The sequence below is a fragment of the Paenibacillus tyrphae genome (genome assembly GCF_027925525.1).
Lineage (GTDB): Bacteria > Bacillota > Bacilli > Paenibacillales > NBRC-103111 > Paenibacillus_G > Paenibacillus_G tyrfis_B.
In genome coordinates, this window is record NZ_BSDJ01000039.1 from 1 (window position 1) to 17,310 (window position 17,310).

The following is a 17,310-nucleotide window of genomic DNA, read 5'->3' on the forward strand; positions in this document are numbered from 1 at the left end:
GGAATAAATACCCCCTTGTAAGATTAGAATCTCTTCTTTCACTCAAGATGTGCTCGTATAAGCTTTAACTCAAGGTGAAGTGGTTGATATTTCGAGACGAAAGTATATGGTTTTATTTGCTAACCATTCAATTTTTGAAACGGCCAAGAAAAACCCGGTTTTTATAGAAAAGGTAGACCGTTACTTCGACGATAGGGGCAAACAGCTTGTTGCAACACATATTTGTAAACTCATAACCTTTGGGGATCGTAAGATTACATAATTGTATAATCAACAGGCCTTATTGATTTATTAACCACCCTGTGGACAATGTGCATAACTCTGTTGATAACTTTGCGAAAAATGTCGATAAACCGCGACACGACGGGCTTTTCGGCTGTGAGTATTTTATTAACGCCATGTTAATACTCGAATTTTCGAAATATTTCACCAACACGGCCAAGTTCGATTGACAGCGGGGAGCGGGGGATGATATATTCGAATTGTGAGCGATGCTTGCAGTTATTTGATAACGAAGGGAATGTTTTACATGCAAGGTAAAGTTAAATGGTTTAACGCAGAAAAAGGTTACGGTTTCATCGAGCGTGAAGACGGTGGCGACGTATTCGTACACTTCTCCGCTATCCAAACCGATGGCTTCAAAACTTTGGAAGAAGGCCAATCCGTTGAGTTCGATATCGTAGAGGGCGCACGCGGTCCTCAAGCGGCTAACGTCGTCAAGTTGTAATCATCCGGCCGGTTTCGGCCGCTCGTAATAGATGGTTATTGTTTGAACAAATTAGCGCGAACTTGATCACACCCTTGGGCAATCCAAGGGTGTTTTTCGTGCGTCCGAACCGTGTCACAAAAAGCCTGAAGGGAGCGCTTACACGGCTGCCATAAATTGTCCAAATATTTTGTAAATTTTCCTCGAATTTTATGAAGGATTTTTGAAGGCGGGGGGTGAATATAGTATAATGTAAGTATGAAAGGAGGAGTCGCACATGAAATTCAACATTCGCGGTGAAAACATCGAGGTAACGGAAGCGTTGAAAGACCATGTCGAGAAAAAATTAGGCAGACTGGAACGCTACTTTGAAGCTCCCCCTACATCTGAAGTCAATGTCACTCTGAGCGTTGTGAAAGGCATGCAAACCGTTGAGGTGACGATTCCGCTTACGGGCCTTATGCTGCGAGCGGAGGAGAAGCACGCCGATATGTACGCAGCCGCCGATCTGGTTGTGGACAAGTTGGAACGTCAAATTCGCAAGGCCAAAACAAAAGCCAACCGCAAAATTCGCCTGGACGGCGGCATTAAAGATCTGTTCCGGATGGAACTGCCGGACGCTTCCTATTCCCTGGACGATGAAGACGATTACGAATTGGTGCGGACGAAGCGTTTTACGCTGAAGCCGATGGATGTGGAAGAGGCGATTTTGCAAATGAACATGGTAGGCCATAATTTCTTCGTGTTCTCCAATTCCGATACTGCGCAAGTCAACGTGGTCTACAAACGCAATGACGGAAAGTACGGCCTTATCGAGCCGGCCAGATAATCCGTCGGATTACTTAAAGAAGAACCGAGCTTGTTCGAACGATTTAGCGGTGCGTCTAGCGATGCCTGCGCGTTCGGGCAGGCTCTTTTTTAGTAGATTCGGGAAATCGGGGCAGGTTTGTTGCGGTGAAAGGCGCAAACTGTTACAATTTAGGATAGGCTATTGTTTTTAATAAGGAAGGGGATTAGCAACATGCTAGGACTCGTTAAAAAAATATTTGGCGATTCGAATGAGCGCGAATTGAAGCGCATGTGGAAAGCCGTGGAATACATTAATTCTCTCGAACCTTCAATCGAACCGCTTTCCGATGAGCAGCTGCGAGGTAAAACTGTTGAGTTCCGTGAACGTTTGGAAAAAGGTGAGGATCTGGACGATCTGCTGCCGGAAGCGTTCGCCGTTGTGCGCGAAGCGTCCAAGCGCGTTTTGGGCAAGCGTCACTATGACGTGCAGTTGATTGGCGGTATGACGCTGCATGAAGGCAAAATCGCGGAGATGCGTACAGGGGAAGGTAAGACGCTGGTTGGTACGCTTCCGGTGTATTTGAACGCGCTCCTCGGCAAGGGCGTACACGTTGTTACGGTCAACGATTATTTGGCCCAACGGGACAGCGGCGAGATGGGTAAAATCTATGAATTCCTGGGGATGACCGTCGGGGTTAACCTGCCGAACCTGTCGCACGATGCGAAGCAGCAGGCTTATGCTTGCGACATTACCTACGGAACGAACAACGAGTTCGGTTTCGACTATTTGCGCGACAACATGGTCGTGTACAAGGAACAAATGGTACAGCGTCCGCTTTATTATGCGGTCATTGACGAAGTGGACTCGATCTTGGTCGACGAAGCCCGTACGCCGTTGATTATTTCCGGGCAAGCCGCCAAGTCGACGGATCTGTATTATATTGCCGATCAGGTCGTCAGCCGGTTGGAAGACGAAGACTTCACAGTGGACGAGAAGCTCCGGTCCGTTGCTTTGACCGAACCGGGAGTAGCCAAGGTGGAACGCGCCTTCGGTATCGAAAACCTGTTCGATCACGACCACGTGCAGATCAACCACCATATTCAGCAAGCGTTGAAGGCCCACATTATCATGCGCCTCGACGTCGACTATGTCGTACACGATGGCGAGATCGTAATCGTAGATGAATTTACCGGCCGTTTGATGACGGGCCGTCGTTACAGCGAAGGGCTTCATCAGGCGATTGAAGCCAAGGAGAAGCTGCAGGTGCAGAACGAGTCGATGACGCTCGCGACGATCACGCTGCAGAACTATTTCCGGATGTACCGCAAGCTGTCCGGGATGACCGGTACGGCGAAGACGGAAGAAGAAGAATTGAAGAAGATCTACAACCTGGACGTTATTGTCGTTCCGACCAACAAACCGATGGTCCGGAAAGACATGCCGGATGTCGTGTACAAGTCGGTGGCCAGCAAATTCCGCGCGGTCGTAAACGAGATCGTGGAGAAGCATAAGAACAACCAGCCGGTGCTCGTCGGTACCGTATCGATCGAGAACTCCGAGCGGCTATCCGAGATGCTGAAGAAGAAAGGCATTCCGCATAAAGTCTTGAACGCGAAATACCATGCAGAGGAAGCGGAAATCGTTGCGCGCGCAGGTCAACCGGGCAGCGTGACGATCGCGACCAACATGGCGGGACGCGGTACGGACATTACGCTTGGGGACGGAGTAGCCGAAGTCGGCGGGCTGCATATTATAGGTACGGAGCGGCACGAAAGCCGCCGGATCGACAACCAGCTCCGCGGCCGTGCAGGCCGTCAGGGCGACCCGGGTTCGTCCCAGTTTTACTTGTCGCTGGAAGATGAGCTCATGCGCCGTTTCGGAGCGGAGAACATCATGGGCATGATGGACCGCCTTGGGTTCGAGGAAGACCAACCGATCGAGAGCAAGCTGATCTCTAGAGCGATCGAGTCGGCTCAGAAGCGGGTCGAAGGCAACAACTTCGACGTGCGGAAAGTCGTCCTCCAATACGACGACGTCATGAACCAGCAGCGGGAAATCATTTACAAGCAGCGCCGCGAGGTGATCGAGTCCGAGAACATTCGTGACATCGTGCTTGGCATGATGATGCCGGTGATCGATCGGGTCGTCGAAGCGCATTGTCCGGCAGATCTCGTTCCGGAAGAATGGGATTTGCAGGCGATCGTCGACTACGCGAACGGTACGTTCCTGCATGAAGGCCAGCTGAGTAAAGACGAGCTGTGGGGCAAAGAAAAAGAAGAGATCGTCGAATATATGAAAGATCTCTTGAAACGTCTCTACGAAGAGCGCGAGGAGCAGATCGGTCCGGAGTTCATGCGCGAGTTCGAGAAGGTCGTCGTGCTTCGCGCCGTAGACAGCAAATGGATGGACCACATCGATGCGATGGATCAGCTGCGTCAAGGGATTCATCTCCGGGCGTACGGCGGTACGGACCCGCTGCGCGAATACCAGTTCGAAGGCTTCGAGATGTTCAATGAGATGATTCAAAGCATCCAGGAAGAAGTTTCGACCTATATCATGAAAGCTCATGTGGAAACGAACCTGGTGCGCGAAGCGGTGGTCGATGAGCACGAGATGGCCACGAACGGCGAGCCGGCACCGAAGCAGCCTGCGGTAAGCGAAGATCGGATAGGCCGCAACGATCTCTGTCCTTGCGGCAGCGGGAAGAAATACAAGCAGTGCCACGGCGCGTAAATTAATAAAATGTCTGATGGTAAAAGTTACTGCAAATTTATAGGAAGCGGGAGGTCGGGGCGTCGCTCCGGTCTCCCTTTTCGGTAACAGGGTGCAAAATTAACGGATAGAGGTGCTGAATTATGTTAGAAGCGGATGTAAAGCGGGATTTGCAAGAAACGGCCAAGCGATTGGCTGAGCTCAGGGGGTCTCTTTGACTTAGATCTGAAGCTTGAGCAGATCGCGGATTATGAAGAGAAGATGTCGGCGCCGGATTTTTGGGACGACAACGAACGGGCGCAGAAGCTGATTGGAGAAGCGAACGGGGTCAAAAGCGTAGTCGACGAATTCCAAACGTTAGCGTCGGAATATGAAGACCTTGAGGTTATGGCGCAGCTCATGCAGGAGGAGCAGGACGACAGCATGGTGGCCGAGATTGAGGCGGGGATCGCCGCGCTCATTAAGAAGCTGGTGAACTTCGAGCTGCAGCTGCTGCTCAGCCAGCCGTACGACCGTCTGAATGCGATTCTGGAGCTTCACCCAGGGGCAGGCGGAACGGAATCGCAGGACTGGGCGGAGATGCTGCTGCGCATGTACCGTCGCTGGGCCGAGAAGCGCGACTTCAAGGTCGAGGTGCTCGACTATCTGCCGGGCGATGAGGCCGGTGTGAAAAGCGTGACGCTGCTTATTAAAGGGTACAACGCTTACGGCTATTTGAAGGCGGAAAAAGGGGTGCACCGCTTGGTGCGCATCTCGCCGTTCGACGCGTCGGGGCGCCGCCATACGTCATTCGTATCGTGCGATGTAATGCCCGAAATTGATGATGACGTGGAAATCGAGATCCGCACGGAGGATCTGAAGGTCGATACGTACCGTTCCAGCGGAGCGGGCGGCCAGCACATCAATACGACGGACTCAGCGGTACGGATTACCCACCTTCCGACGGGCGTCGTCGTCAGCTGCCAGACGGAACGTTCGCAGATTAAGAACCGCGAGCGCGCGATGAAAATGCTCCGTTCCAAGCTGTACGAGAAAAAAATCGAGGAACAGCAAAAGCAGCTCGCGGAAATCCGCGGCGAAGTCTCCGACATCGCATGGGGCAGCCAGATCCGCTCGTACGTATTCCATCCGTACAGCATGGTCAAGGATCACCGGACTCAAGAGGAAACCGGCAATGTCGGCGCGGTGATGGACGGCGATTTGGACGCATTTATCGACGCCTATTTGCGCCAGCAAATCAATAAGCCGGACAAAGAAAACGGCGCATCATAAAAATAATCAGGCAAGCTCATCCTACACGTTAGTAGCGGTTTCGTATTCCGCTGGCATCGCCAACTCCCGAAGGAGTTTTGGCTCGGCCAGGGAAGAAGCCGAAACTGGCGTGTAGTTTTTTATATGCAGGGGGAGAGCGGATGTCGGTAATGGAGGGCACCGGAAGATCGGGCAGACGGATGGGATGGAAGGGGCGGGAGGCTGATGCTTGGCCCCGCTGGCAGGGCTTACTTAAGGAATATGGCCTCCTGCTCCTCGGTTCGCTCTTGATTGCAGTCAGCTTTAACGTTTTCTTGAGCCCGAACCAGGTTGCATCGGGCGGGGTCACGGGCATCAGTATCATCGTTCAGACGCTGTTCGGCTTTGAGCCGGCTTACACTCAATGGGCCCTGAACATTCCGTTGTTTATTGCCGGGACTATGCTGCTGGGAAGGCAATTCGGCGTTAAGACGGCGGTTGGATCAGTAGTGCTCCCCTTGATGGTTCTGCTGACGCGCGGGCTTCCTTCTTTGACGCACAATTTATTGCTCGTCAGCATTTACGGCGGCATTCTCATCGGGATGGGACTGGGGCTTGTGTTTCGCGGCCGGGGGTCGACAGGGGGCTTGGATTTGGCCGCGCAGCTTATCCACCGATACACCGGCATTAGCCTCGGACTGTGTGTTGCGATGTTGGACGGGCTAGTTATTTTATCGGCGGGTATCGTGCTGTCCCCGGAAAAAGCAATGTACGCACTCATCGGGCTGTTTGTGACAAGCAAAACGATCGGTGTCGTGCAAATCGGATTGGATTACTCTAAAGTAGCTTTTATCGTCTCGTCGGCTTCGGACAAAATTCGGGAAGCAATTTTGCATGAGCTGGACCGGGGGCTGACGGAGCTGGAGGCCAAAGGCGGGTATACGGGTCAAAGCCGCACGGTGTTGATGGTCGTGGTGGGGCAAACGGAAGTGACCCGGTTGAAAACGCTGGTCCGGAAGCTGGATCCGGAGGCTTTTGTCATTCTAAGCGATACGAACGAAGTGTTGGGGGAAGGGTTCAAGCTGATGGGCTCCGGAGCGGGGCCCTGAGGAAGGTAAAGACGGCTGCGGGCGGGTTGGCCGCGCGCAGCCACTCTATATAGTCGGTCGGGGTGAGAATCGCTTAGTGGCTAATCGCCGGCCCGCTCTGTAATTCTCTCCGGATGCGAATAAACATTGAATGAGCTGCCGCGGATAAAGCCAACGACCGTAATGCCCAACTCGTCGGCCAGTTCGAGTGCGAGGTCGGTCGGCGCAGACTTGGAAAGCAGCGTACCGACGCCCATTTTGGACGTCTTGAGCAGCACCTCCGAGCTGACGCGCCCGCTGAAGGCGACGACTTTGTCCTTCATCGATAAGCGCTCCCGCAAGCAGTGGCCGAACACCTTGTCGAGCGCGTTGTGGCGGCCGATGTCCGTCCGGCAGACGAGCAGGCGATCCGGGGAGCAGAGGGCGGCGTTGTGTACCCCGCCCGTTTCGCGAAACAGGTCCGAGCCGTCCTGCAGCTGCCGGATCAAGCCGATACATTGAGCCGGAGTAATCGTCCGCCGTGATATGATGGTCTTGGCCGTGCGGACATCGCTGCGAAAATAAAACTGGCGGCCTTTGCCGCAGCATGAGCCGATGAACCGCTTGGAATGGTCCAGGCTGCGGCCGCGCTCCGGGTGGAGCAGGCGGACTTGGGCCAAGCCCCGGTCAGGATCGAGGGCAAGCCCGATCACCTCATCCGCCGTTCGGATGACGCCTTCGGAGGCGAGAAAGCCGAACGTCAAATCTTCCAGATCGGTCGGAGTGCAGACGATGGTAGCAAACTCCTCTCCATCGAGCTCCAAAGTGAAAGGCCTCTCCGAAGCGATCCGATCGTTCCGGGCTTGAAGCTTCTCCCCGTCATAATTCCAGACGGTCCGGCTCGCCACCGGACGCTCCTTATCCATGGACTTCACCCACTTTCCGTTTCCAGCTCTTCAATGCGACGTTCCACGTACTTCGTATCCTTGAAGGCGTGGTAGGTCTCCGCTTTTTCCACGATAACCGTCGTATTGTACTCCGGAATGCCTGCGAACGGCTCATATACCCCTTTCGGGATCAGCACGTTCCCCTCCGGCCAATGGACTTCGATATTACCTTCTTTCATGCGGTCCCATTTTACCCGGCCGTGAAACGATCCATACCGATTATAGACGACAATGGCGTCGCCTTCCCGAAGCTGCAGCGTCCGTCCATCCAGCTCGTTCATCAGCACATCGTACCGGTCTGCGCCGTTGAACGGATCGGTTTTGCTGTAGACCATGGAATTGAACTGTTTGCCTCGGCGAGTTGTCACGTAAAAATGCCCCTCAGGCTTACGCAGCTCAGGCAGCTCGATTGGCAGCAGCGTCCCTCGGCCATCCGGTGTCGGGCAAATGCCGCCCTCGCATAGCCAGGCGCCACCCCATTGAAACACGTCGCCACGATGGCGTAAATGCTGAATGCCATCGTAGTTGGGCGCGGCCAGAGCGATTTCCTCCCGGATCGCGAAGGCGTCTTCGCAGCCGATCAAGTGCTTCGCTTCCGGTTTGACTCGGGCGGCGAGATCAACGTAAATGGCCCATTCCGGGCGTGCTTCCGGCATCCGGGGCCCTTCGATCTCCGGCGAAAAGTACACCATTCGCTCCGTTGAAGTGGACGTCCCTCCGCCAGGCTGCTCATAGCGGGTCATGGCGGGGAGGACGATGACCGTTTCTTTCGCATCGACCAGAGTCGACGTGTTCAGAATAATATCCTGATGGACGCGGAGCTCGACATCGGCGAGGCAGCGCTCCACAAATTCCGGGTCCGGCATTGTTTCGAGAAAGTTGCCGCCGGACGTATAGAATACCTTCAGCTTGAGCTCGTGCTCTTCCGGCAGCAGCGCATTTTCCAGCGATACGCCGACGATGTCGCCCTGCCATTTCGGTAGGGGGAAGTTCCACAGCCGCTCGATCCGTTCGATGTCGCCGCCTTTGAACTCGCCGCCCGGCAGGCTGAACGGATCGGCGCCCATCTCGCCCGAGCCTTGTACGCCGCTGTGGCCGCGAATCGGCATCAGGCCGCAATGCTCGCGGCCCAGAAAACCGCGCAGCAAGGCCAGATTGGCCACCTGCGAAATATTGTCCGTGCCGAAGCGGTGCTGCGTCAGCCCCATGCTCCACACGAACACGGCCGACTTCGCGGCAGCGAGCATTCGGGCGAATTCTCCCATACGCTCGCGGGACAGGCCCGACGACGATTCCAGGAGCGTCCAGTCCTGGCGCATCACGTGGGCCCGCAGCTCTTCATACCCGTTCGTATGCGCCCGGATGAACTCGTGGTCGACGGCCGAGCCTGGATCGGCATCCTCCATCTCGAACCAATGCTTCATGACGCCGTTCATAAAAGCGATGTCTCCGCCGATATTAACTTGGTACAAGTCGTCGGTCAGCTTTGTGCCGAACAAAGCCGATTCCGCAATGGACGGAATCCAGTATTGGTTCATCGACGGCTCATAGTACGGGTTGATGACGATGATTTTCGTCCCCTTCCGCTTGGCCGCGTACATGTACTTCGTCGACACCGGCTGATTGTTCGCTGCCACGCTGCCCCAGAAGACGAGCACGTCGGTACCGATCCAGTCTTTGTAGCTGCAGCTCGAAGCTCCGATCCCGACGGACCTTTTCAGCGCCGTTTTGGACGGAGAATGGCAGATGCGCGATGCGTTGTCGATATGATTCGTCCCAAGAAACCGCGCTACCTTAGCCGCGGTGTAATACGATTCGTTCGTAATGCCGCGCGCCGTCAAATAGAAGGCGAGCTGCTTGGGATCGATACTGCGGATTTTGGCGGCAATCTCGTTGAGAGCCTCATCCCACGTGATCCGGCTGAACCGGCGTTCGCCTTTGCGGCGGATAAGCGGATATGGCAGCCGTCCGAGCTTGCGCAGCGCGGTGCTGTCCAGCCGACGCAGCTCATCGATATCCGCATGCAGCACTTCTTCCCGGATTGCCGGCATCGTGTTCAGCCGCAGCACATTGAGCCGGGTCGTACACAGGTGCGGTCCGTTCAGCGTCTGATCGTACAGCCCGGAGACGCCGAGCGCGCAGCCGTCGCAGACGCCCTGAGTCAAGATACGGGCAGCGTAGGGGAGTTGGTCGCGGTTGTCCCAGAATGCTTTGAACGTATCGCGGATATGCCGCGGCTTAATCCGGTTCAGGCCGAACGGCACCTTGCTGACCCACAGCGACGGATCAGGGCGGGAAGGGAGCGAGATGCGCCCGGTATGCTTTGTAGAACCCATAGAAAGAAGACCACCTTTTCGTGAAAATAGGATAAAAAAAGCCGCAAAGATACAACTCCCGATTTCCGAACGGTTGCGGAAGACGAGAGGCGGATCTGTTGCGGCGGTTAGTCTTGAGCAGGTTCGCTGCCAAGTGCCAACGGCACATATACAATTGGTAGTGCGGGAGGAAATCATACGCTTGCAGCGCAAATGCGCTAAGTGCTGAATTTCTTTTCAATATCTTCGTCAAATACGAAAATACTCATGCCGATATCTTTGTCGAGGTCGATGTCTACGAACAGATCGACGAAATTTGCGCCGAGCAGCTTTTCCATTTCTACCGGCCGGTGCAAGCGGTACATTTCCTTGACCATTTCGGTGCGTGCCGAACGCAGCGCCTGCTTGCCGTCGGCGGCGGAAGCGATGAATTTTTCGACGGGGGACAGGTTGCCCTCCATCTCACAGATGGCCCAATGCTTGCAGAACGTCGTGCGAATCTCCCGGGGGCCTTTGCCCATATGTCGTTTGCGGAACGCTTTCACCAAATTGCCGAATTCGGCCTCTACCTTGTTCATGCGGAACAACTCCGTTTACGGCGACGTTTTTGCTTCATAAATTTTATCATGGGGTAAGCTTCAGTTCAAGATGATTCGGGGCAGGACATTTGCTTGCCTCCGATGCAATGAAAAACGCTTGGCGGCAGCGAGCTTTCACCCGGGCGGACAGCGGGACCGGACGCCGCACAGGGTAAAAATTTCGTTGAATTATTATGCTTACGAATGTATAATAATACATAGTTTGCAAGTGGAGGGACGGAACATGACTACAAAATTAAGAGCGGCGATCGTCGGGTCAACCGGCTATGGCGGAGTGGAACTGATCCGGCTGCTGCTGACGCATCCGAATGTTGAGATTACCTCGGTAATTTCCTCCTCGAGCGCCGGAGCGCCGATTGCGGACGGCTACCCGCATTTGAATCAAATTTTGACGGACCGGCTGGATGCGGTCGATGTCGAGTTGATCCGAAGCAAAGCGGACGTCGTCTTCCTGGCAACGCCGCATGGGGTCAGCATCGAGCTGTCGCCGAAGCTGCTGGATGCCGGGCTGAAGGTCATCGATATTTCGGGTGATTTCCGCCTGCAATCGGGCGACGTATACGAGACGTGGTATAAGCATAAGCCAGCCGATCCGGAATATTTGAAGCGAGCTGTTTACGGGCTGTGTGAGGTGTTCGGCGAAGAGGTGCGGGGGAAAGATTTCATTTCCAACCCGGGCTGCTATCCGACGGCAACGCTGCTTGGTCTGGCGCCACTTGCCGCAAGCGGTTGGATCGACCCGAAGTCGATCATCGCGGACGCCAAGTCGGGCGTATCGGGTGCGGGACGCGGTCTCAGCCTGCTCGTGCACTATTCGGAGATTAACGAGAACTTCCTGGCTTATAAAGTGAACAAGCACCAGCATACGCCGGAGATCGAGCAGGCGCTGAGCCGGCTTGCGGGGGAAGAAGTTGTGATGACGTTCACGACGCATTTGGTGCCGATGACGCGCGGTATTTTATCTACGATTTATGTGAATCTCACAAGCCCGCGGAGCGAGGACGATATTCGCGAGCTGTACCGTCAATATTATGAAGGACGCAAGTTCGTGCGCATCCGGGACAAGGGGAAATACCCGGCGACGAAGGAAGTTTGGGGCTCGAACTACTGCGATATCGGACTGTCGCTCGATTCGCGCACGGGGCGCCTGACGATCGTGTCGGTTATCGATAATGTAGTCAAAGGGGCGGCCGGGCAAGCCGTTCAAAACTTGAATTTGATGATGGGCTGGGATGAAGCGACGGGTCTCGCTTTCACTCCGGTATATCCATAACGTAAGGGAACAGGTGAGGAAAGCGATGGCGACAAAAGTTAACGATGCGTTTACGATAGTGCCGGACGGCTCCGTGACGACGCCCAAAGGATTTCGTGCGGGTGGGCTGCACTGCGGATTGAAAAAAACGGAGCGTCACGATCTCGGCGCCATTGTGTGCGAGGTACCCGCAGAAGCGGCAGGCGTCTATACGCTGAACCAGTTTCAGGCGGCTCCCCTGAAGGTGACGCAAGAGAGTATTGCGCAGGGCGGCAAGCTGCAGGCGATGCTGGTGAACAGCGGCAACGCCAATGCCTGCACGGGCCAGCAAGGTGAAGATGATGCGCGCGCGATGCGTGCGGCGGGTGCCCAAGCGTTCGGCGTAGCCGAGCATCTGGTCGGCGTGACGTCTACGGGCGTGATCGGTGAGCTGCTGCCGATGCCGAAGGTGCTCGGGGGCATCGAGAAGCTTCCGGCGGCGGTAGGCGCGGATGGCGGGGACGATTTCTGCCAGGCGATTTTAACGACCGATCTGGTAAAAAAAGAAATTTGCGTCCGCGTAACGGTGGGCGGACGTACCGTGCACATTGCCGGAGCGGCGAAAGGATCGGGCATGATCCATCCGAACATGGCGACGATGCTCGGATTTATGACGACCGACGCGAACATCGAAAGCGCCGAGCTGCAAAAGCTGCTAAACGACGTGACCGATTCGACGTTTAACATGATTACGGTTGACGGCGACACGAGCACGAACGACATGGTCGTTGTCATGGCAAGCGGACTGGCAGAGAACGAGCGCTTAACGCCGGAGCATGCGGACTGGGCGGCATTCAAGGCTGCGTTCAACCATGTCGGCGAGTACTTGGCCAAGGCGATTGCGCGGGACGGTGAAGGCGCGACGAAGCTGATCGAGGTCACAGTGGCAAATGCGGATTCGCGTGAAGCGGCACGTGCGATTGCGAAAACGGTCATAGGATCGAGCTTGGTGAAATCCGCTTGCTTCGGCGCCGATGCCAACTGGGGACGCATCATTGCGGCGGTCGGCCGCGCGGGGTATCCGGTGAAGACGGAAACCGTCGACATCCGCCTCGGCGATATTGTCGTGCTGGAGCAATCGCGTCCGGTGAAGTTCGACGAGGAGCGGGCTGCGGAATACTTGAAGGGCGATTTCGTGCTCATCCATGTCGACCTGCATATGGGCGAAGCGTCGGCGACGGCGTGGGGCTGCGATTTGACCTATGATTACGTGCGAATCAACGCGGCGTACCGGACGTAGCTTGAAGCGCGGCAACTAAAGCGAAAACAAACCACCTGCCACCCTCGTGTTGCAGACCGGTGAAACGATAAGGGGAACGGTTCGGATGAGCAATTGTTTTGTAATGAAATGCGGCGGCAGTACGCTTGCGGCGCTGCCGAAGCTTTTTTTCGACGATTTGAAGCGGCTGCAGGCGGAAGGCATCATCCCCGTCATCGTGCACGGCGGCGGTCCGGCGATCTCGGATACGCTCGGCAAGCTGGGCATTGAGTCCGAGTTCGTGAACGGCCTTCGCAAAACGAACGAAGCCGTCCTCGATGTGGTCGAAATGGTGCTGGCTGGACAAATTAACAAAGAAATCGTCCGTAAAATCCAGCTTTCCGGGGCGAAAGCACTCGGCTTGTCCGGCGTCGACGGACACCTGATCGAGGCGGCGCCGGTGGCGAACGCGCACGAGATCGGGCTTGTCGGCGACGTGACCCAGGTGAATGCGGAGCTTGTGCAGGGCATCGTGGCGATGGGCTACATTCCCGTCATCGCGCCGGTTGGCATCGGAGCCGACGGCGGCCAACGCTACAACATTAACGCCGATACGGCGGCCGGTGCCGTCGCATCGCACTTGGGCGTGGAGCGGATGATCGTCGTGACGGACGTACCCGGCATTATGAAGACGGTGGACGGCGAGAAGCGGGTTCTGCCCTCGGTCACCGTTCGCGAGATCGACGAAATGATCGCCAGCGGTGAAATTTACGGCGGGATGATTCCGAAAGTGCGCGCGGCGGTACAGTGTATTCAAGGCAAAGTACGCGAAGTCGTCATCGTTAACGGCGCCGAGCCGGAAGTGCTCAGCCGGGCGCTGAAGGACGGCGGAATCGGTACCCGCATTGTGAAGGAATAAATCGCACTAAATTCTAAAATGATCCGAGAAAAAGGAGTGAACGACATGGGAGAGGCTCAAAGCGCATTGTTTCCGAACTACGCACGGTATCCTTTTACGTTTGTGAAGGGGGACGGCAGCCGTCTGTGGGATGAGCATGGCAAGGAGTATCTGGATTTGATGTGCGGGCTGGCGGTGACGAACCTCGGGCATGCGCCGAAACAGGTGACTCAGCGGCTGAAGGAGCAGGTCGATACGCTCTGGCATACGAGCAACTTGTTCCACATTCCGAACCAGGAGAAGCTGGCTCAGCTTCTCGTGGACAACAGCTGCGCCGATGCGGTATTTTTCTGCAACAGCGGAGCGGAGGCGAACGAAGCGGCAATCAAGCTGGCGCGGCGCTATTTCAACAAGGTGCTCGGCCAGCCGCAGCGCTACGAGATCATTACCTTCGACATGTCGTTCCACGGCCGGACGCTGGCTACGCTGACGGCGACGGGACAGGATAAAGTGAAAGAAGGCTTCGCGCCGCTGCCGGAAGGCTTCGTGTACGCGCCGTATAACGATGCGGACGCTTTGGAGAAGCTGATCGGCGACCGGACGTGCGCGATTATGCTTGAGCTGGTGCAGGGCGAAGGCGGCGTCAATCCGGCGGACCCTGCGTTCGTGGAACAGGTGGCGGAGCTGTGCAAGCAGCACGGGCTGCTGCTCATCCTGGATGAGATCCAAACCGGTATGGGACGGACGGGCAAGCTGTTTGCCTATGAGCATTACGGCATCGAGCCGGATTTGTTTACACTGGCGAAAGGGCTGGGCAGCGGCATGCCAATCGGCGCGCTGCTCGGCAAAGCGAAGCTGCGCGAAGCGTTCACGGCCGGCAGCCACGGCTCCACGTTCGGCGGAAACTACTTGTCCACCGCAGCGGGTATTGCGACCGTCGAGACGATGCTGGCGGAGAAGCTGCCGGAACGGGCGGCGGAGCTGGGTGCGTATATCCTGAGCGAGCTGCAAACGAAGCTGGCGGACAATCCGCTGGTAGGGCAGATCCGCGGGCTCGGGCTGCTGATCGGCATCGGTTTGACTATGCCGGCGGCGGAGCTGATCTCGGAAATTCACGGGCAGGGCGTGCTCGTCGTATCGGCAGGACCGAACGTGATCCGTTTGGCACCGAGCTTGTTGATCTCGAAGGAAGATTTGGATCGCGGGCTGGAGACGATCTGCAGCGTATTGGCGAAGAAAGCCGCAGCCGCTGTATAGGCTGACAAAGAATAGGCATACCGAAAGGAGAGACATCCATGGCTGGAACGGTACAACAAGATTTGGCAGTTCAGCTCAGAGGGCGCGATTTTATCGGTTTGGTCGATTATGCGCCGGAAGAGATTCAATATTTGATCGAGCTCGCGGTCGAGCTCAAGAGAAAGCATAAAGCGGGGGAAGCGTACCAGCCGCTCAAAGGCAAAACGCTCGGCATGATTTTCGAAAAATCGTCCACGCGGACGCGGGTATCGTTTGAGGTAGGGATGTATCAGCTTGGGGGGCATGCGCTGTTCCTCAGCAAGAACGACCTGCAAATCGGGCGCGGCGAATCGATTCACGATACGGCGCAGACGCTGTCGCGTTATTTGGACGGCATCATGATCCGCACCTTCGCGCACCGCACGGTCATCGAGCTGGCGCGGGCGGCAACGGTGCCGGTAATCAACGGCTTGACGGATTTGTCCCATCCGTGCCAGGCGCTGGCGGATTACCAGACGATTTATGAGAAAAAAGGCCGTCTGCAAGGGCTCAAAGTGGCCTATATCGGCGACGGGAATAATATGGTACACTCCTTATTGATGGGCGCGGCCAAGCTTGGCGTCAATTTCGCCGTCGCGACGCCGGAAGGCTACGAGCCGGACGAAGAAGTGCTGCGTCAATGCAAGGAAAGTGCCGCTAAAGCAGGGGCAACCATTTACGTGGGAGCCGACCCGAAAGAAGCGGTGGCGGACGCGGACGTCATTTATACGGACGTGTGGGCCAGCATGGGCTTCGAGGCGGAGCAGAGGGAACGGGAGATCGCGTTCAAAAACTATCAGGTCAACGACGAGCTCGTGAAATATGCGAAAAAAGATTTCTTGTTCATGCACTGCTTGCCGGCACACCGCGGGGAAGAAGTGTCCGAAGGGGTCATCGACGGACCCAACTCCGTCATCTTCGACCAGGCGGAAAACCGGCTGCATGCGCAAAAGGCAGTCATGGCAGCGATCTTGTAATATTCGGAAAGCTTACAATTAAAGGAGAGCGGGAACTACATGGCAAAGCAAAAAATCGTATTGGCCTACTCGGGCGGCCTCGATACGTCGATCATTCTGAAATGGCTGAAAGAAACGTACGATGCCGAGATCATCGCTTTTACCGCGGATATCGGACAAAAGGAAGAGCTGGACGGCTTGGAGGAAAAAGCGCTGAGCACCGGCGCCTCCAAAGTATACATCGACGACCTGCGTGAAGAATTCGCCCGCGATTTCATTTATCCGATGTTCCAGTCGGGTGCGCTCTATGAAGGGCAGTATCTGCTCGGCACTAGCATCGCGCGGCCGCTGATCGCGAAGCGCATGGTCGAAATCGCGCGCGCGGAAGGCGCTACGGCGATCGCTCATGGCGCGACGGGCAAGGGCAACGACCAGATCCGCTTCGAGCTGACGGCTGCGGCGCTGACGCCGGAGATCGAGGTCATCGCGCCTTGGCGTCTGGAGCAGTTCCGCGAGCAGTTCCCGGGTCGGGCCGAGATGATTGCTTATGCCGAGAAGCACGGCATTCCGGTCACCGCTTCGGCGGCCAAACCGTACTCGATGGACCGCAATCTGCTGCACATCAGCTATGAGAGCGGCGTGCTTGAAGATCCGTGGTTTGACGCGAGCGCACCAGAGAACAAAGACATGTATCTGCTGAGCGTGGACCCGGAGGATGCCCCGGACCAAGCGGAATATGTCGATCTTGAATTCGAGCAGGGGAACTGCGTGGCCGTGAACGGCGAGCGTATGATTCCGCTGCAGGTGATGGAGAAGTTGAACGAGTTGGGCGGCAAGCACGGGATCGGCCGTGTCGACATGGTGGAGAACCGCTTCGTCGGCATGAAGAGCCGCGGCGTGTACGAAACCCCGGGCGGCGCCATTCTGTTCTCCGCTCACCGCAAGATGGAATCGCTGACGATGGACCGTGAAGTCATGCATCTGCGCGACTCGCTCATCTCGCGTTACAGCTCGCTTGTATACAACGGCTTCTGGTTCGCTCCGGAGCGGCTTGCGCTGCAGGCGCTCGTATCCGAGAGCCAGAAAAACGTGAGCGGCACGGTGCGCCTCAAGCTGTACAAAGGCAATGTGATCGCCGCCGGCGTGAAAAGCCCGGTCAGCTTGTACAACCCGCACATTGCGACGATGGAAGCCGATCCGACGCAAGCGTATAACCAAGGCGATGCGACAGGCTTCATCCGTTTGAACGCGTTGCGTTTGCGCGTCGCTTCCGGCGTTGAGCAGAACGCAGCGAAATAAATGCGGCAGGCGAGAAGCCGGCCATCC

General features: G+C 56.1%; 14 protein-coding genes. 11 read left to right on the forward strand and 3 right to left on the reverse strand.

The genetic code is table 11. The annotated features are described in order from the left end of the window. The first annotated feature begins 529 nt into the window (after positions 1–529). The 5 genes from QMG93_RS30730 to QMG93_RS30750 all read left to right on the forward strand — a co-directional run bounded on the left by QMG93_RS30730 (position 530) and on the right by QMG93_RS30750 (position 6,547). Entirely contained in the window at positions 530–727 is a 198-nt protein-coding gene (locus tag QMG93_RS30730) for a cold shock domain-containing protein (protein WP_010496818.1), read from the forward strand. Between the two features lie 256 nt (positions 728–983). After that, on the forward strand, positions 984–1,535 hold the full coding sequence (gene hpf, locus QMG93_RS30735; RefSeq protein ID WP_281943354.1) for a ribosome hibernation-promoting factor, HPF/YfiA family: 552 nt from the start codon (positions 984–986) through the stop codon (positions 1,533–1,535). Between the two features lie 192 nt (positions 1,536–1,727). Then, entirely contained in the window at positions 1,728–4,229 is a 2,502-nt protein-coding gene (gene secA, locus QMG93_RS30740; RefSeq protein ID WP_216794232.1) for a preprotein translocase subunit SecA, read from the forward strand. 122 nt (positions 4,230–4,351) lie between these two features. Then, positions 4,352–5,480 (forward strand): peptide chain release factor 2 gene (gene prfB / locus QMG93_RS30745; RefSeq protein ID WP_281943356.1). Its coding sequence is split into 2 segments (ribosomal slippage): positions 4,352–4,423 and positions 4,425–5,480, totalling 1,128 coding nucleotides; the frame shifts between segments, so codons are not numbered across the junction. 179 nt (positions 5,481–5,659) lie between these two features. Further along, positions 5,660–6,547, forward strand: coding sequence for a YitT family protein (locus tag QMG93_RS30750; protein ID WP_281943437.1), 888 nt, complete (start codon positions 5,660–5,662; stop codon positions 6,545–6,547). 80 nt (positions 6,548–6,627) lie between these two features. Here the strand turns inward: QMG93_RS30750 and fdhD are convergent, their stop codons facing one another. The 3 genes from fdhD to QMG93_RS30765 form a co-directional block, all read right to left on the reverse strand. Then, positions 6,628–7,431, reverse strand: coding sequence for a formate dehydrogenase accessory sulfurtransferase FdhD (gene fdhD, locus QMG93_RS30755; RefSeq protein WP_281943358.1), 804 nt, complete (start codon positions 7,429–7,431; stop codon positions 6,628–6,630). 5 nt (positions 7,432–7,436) lie between these two features. Next, positions 7,437–9,788 carry an FdhF/YdeP family oxidoreductase gene (locus QMG93_RS30760; protein ID WP_281943360.1) on the reverse strand — a complete coding sequence of 784 codons (2,352 nt, stop codon included), beginning with the start codon at positions 9,786–9,788 and terminating at the stop codon, positions 7,437–7,439. Between the two features lie 197 nt (positions 9,789–9,985). Next, the gene (locus QMG93_RS30765) at positions 9,986–10,345 is read right to left on the reverse strand and encodes a DUF2294 domain-containing protein (protein WP_063183261.1); all 360 of its coding nucleotides are present in this window, start codon (positions 10,343–10,345) and stop codon (positions 9,986–9,988) included. Between the two features lie 244 nt (positions 10,346–10,589). Between QMG93_RS30765 and argC the strand changes: the two genes are divergently transcribed. From argC to QMG93_RS30795, 6 genes are all read left to right on the forward strand, one after another. Beyond that, the gene (gene argC / locus QMG93_RS30770; protein WP_281943363.1) at positions 10,590–11,639 is read left to right on the forward strand and encodes an N-acetyl-gamma-glutamyl-phosphate reductase; all 1,050 of its coding nucleotides are present in this window, start codon (positions 10,590–10,592) and stop codon (positions 11,637–11,639) included. Between the two features lie 25 nt (positions 11,640–11,664). Beyond that, positions 11,665–12,897, forward strand: coding sequence for a bifunctional glutamate N-acetyltransferase/amino-acid acetyltransferase ArgJ (gene argJ, locus QMG93_RS30775; RefSeq protein WP_281943365.1), 1,233 nt, complete (start codon positions 11,665–11,667; stop codon positions 12,895–12,897). A gap of 85 nt (positions 12,898–12,982) precedes the next feature. Further along, entirely contained in the window at positions 12,983–13,774 is a 792-nt protein-coding gene (gene argB / locus QMG93_RS30780; protein ID WP_010496831.1) for an acetylglutamate kinase, read from the forward strand. 45 nt (positions 13,775–13,819) lie between these two features. Next, complete coding sequence (locus tag QMG93_RS30785) at positions 13,820–15,010, forward strand: acetylornithine transaminase (protein WP_281943367.1); 1,191 nt, start codon at positions 13,820–13,822, stop codon at positions 15,008–15,010. Between the two features lie 38 nt (positions 15,011–15,048). Then, the gene (gene argF / locus QMG93_RS30790) at positions 15,049–16,005 is read left to right on the forward strand and encodes an ornithine carbamoyltransferase (RefSeq protein WP_281943369.1); all 957 of its coding nucleotides are present in this window, start codon (positions 15,049–15,051) and stop codon (positions 16,003–16,005) included. Positions 16,006–16,044: 39 nt separating this feature from the next. Then, on the forward strand, positions 16,045–17,283 hold the full coding sequence (locus tag QMG93_RS30795; RefSeq protein ID WP_281943371.1) for an argininosuccinate synthase: 1,239 nt from the start codon (positions 16,045–16,047) through the stop codon (positions 17,281–17,283). The last annotated feature ends 27 nt before the right edge of the window (positions 17,284–17,310 follow it).

Coding starts and splice junctions, on each gene's coding strand:
- QMG93_RS30785 (WP_281943367.1), top strand. CDS start 13,820: ATGGGAGAGGCTCAAAGCGCATTGTTTCCGAACTACGCACGGTATCCT.
- argF (WP_281943369.1), top strand. CDS start 15,049: ATGGCTGGAACGGTACAACAAGATTTGGCAGTTCAGCTCAGAGGGCGC.
- argB (WP_010496831.1), top strand. CDS start 12,983: ATGAGCAATTGTTTTGTAATGAAATGCGGCGGCAGTACGCTTGCGGCG.
- QMG93_RS30760 (WP_281943360.1), bottom strand. CDS start 9,788: ATGGGTTCTACAAAGCATACCGGGCGCATCTCGCTCCCTTCCCGCCCT.
- QMG93_RS30750 (WP_281943437.1), top strand. CDS start 5,660: ATGGGATGGAAGGGGCGGGAGGCTGATGCTTGGCCCCGCTGGCAGGGC.
- argC (WP_281943363.1), top strand. CDS start 10,590: ATGACTACAAAATTAAGAGCGGCGATCGTCGGGTCAACCGGCTATGGC.
- fdhD (WP_281943358.1), bottom strand. CDS start 7,431: ATGGATAAGGAGCGTCCGGTGGCGAGCCGGACCGTCTGGAATTATGAC.
- secA (WP_216794232.1), top strand. CDS start 1,728: ATGCTAGGACTCGTTAAAAAAATATTTGGCGATTCGAATGAGCGCGAA.
- argJ (WP_281943365.1), top strand. CDS start 11,665: ATGGCGACAAAAGTTAACGATGCGTTTACGATAGTGCCGGACGGCTCC.
- QMG93_RS30730 (WP_010496818.1), top strand. CDS start 530: ATGCAAGGTAAAGTTAAATGGTTTAACGCAGAAAAAGGTTACGGTTTC.
- QMG93_RS30765 (WP_063183261.1), bottom strand. CDS start 10,345: ATGAACAAGGTAGAGGCCGAATTCGGCAATTTGGTGAAAGCGTTCCGC.
- QMG93_RS30795 (WP_281943371.1), top strand. CDS start 16,045: ATGGCAAAGCAAAAAATCGTATTGGCCTACTCGGGCGGCCTCGATACG.
- hpf (WP_281943354.1), top strand. CDS start 984: ATGAAATTCAACATTCGCGGTGAAAACATCGAGGTAACGGAAGCGTTG.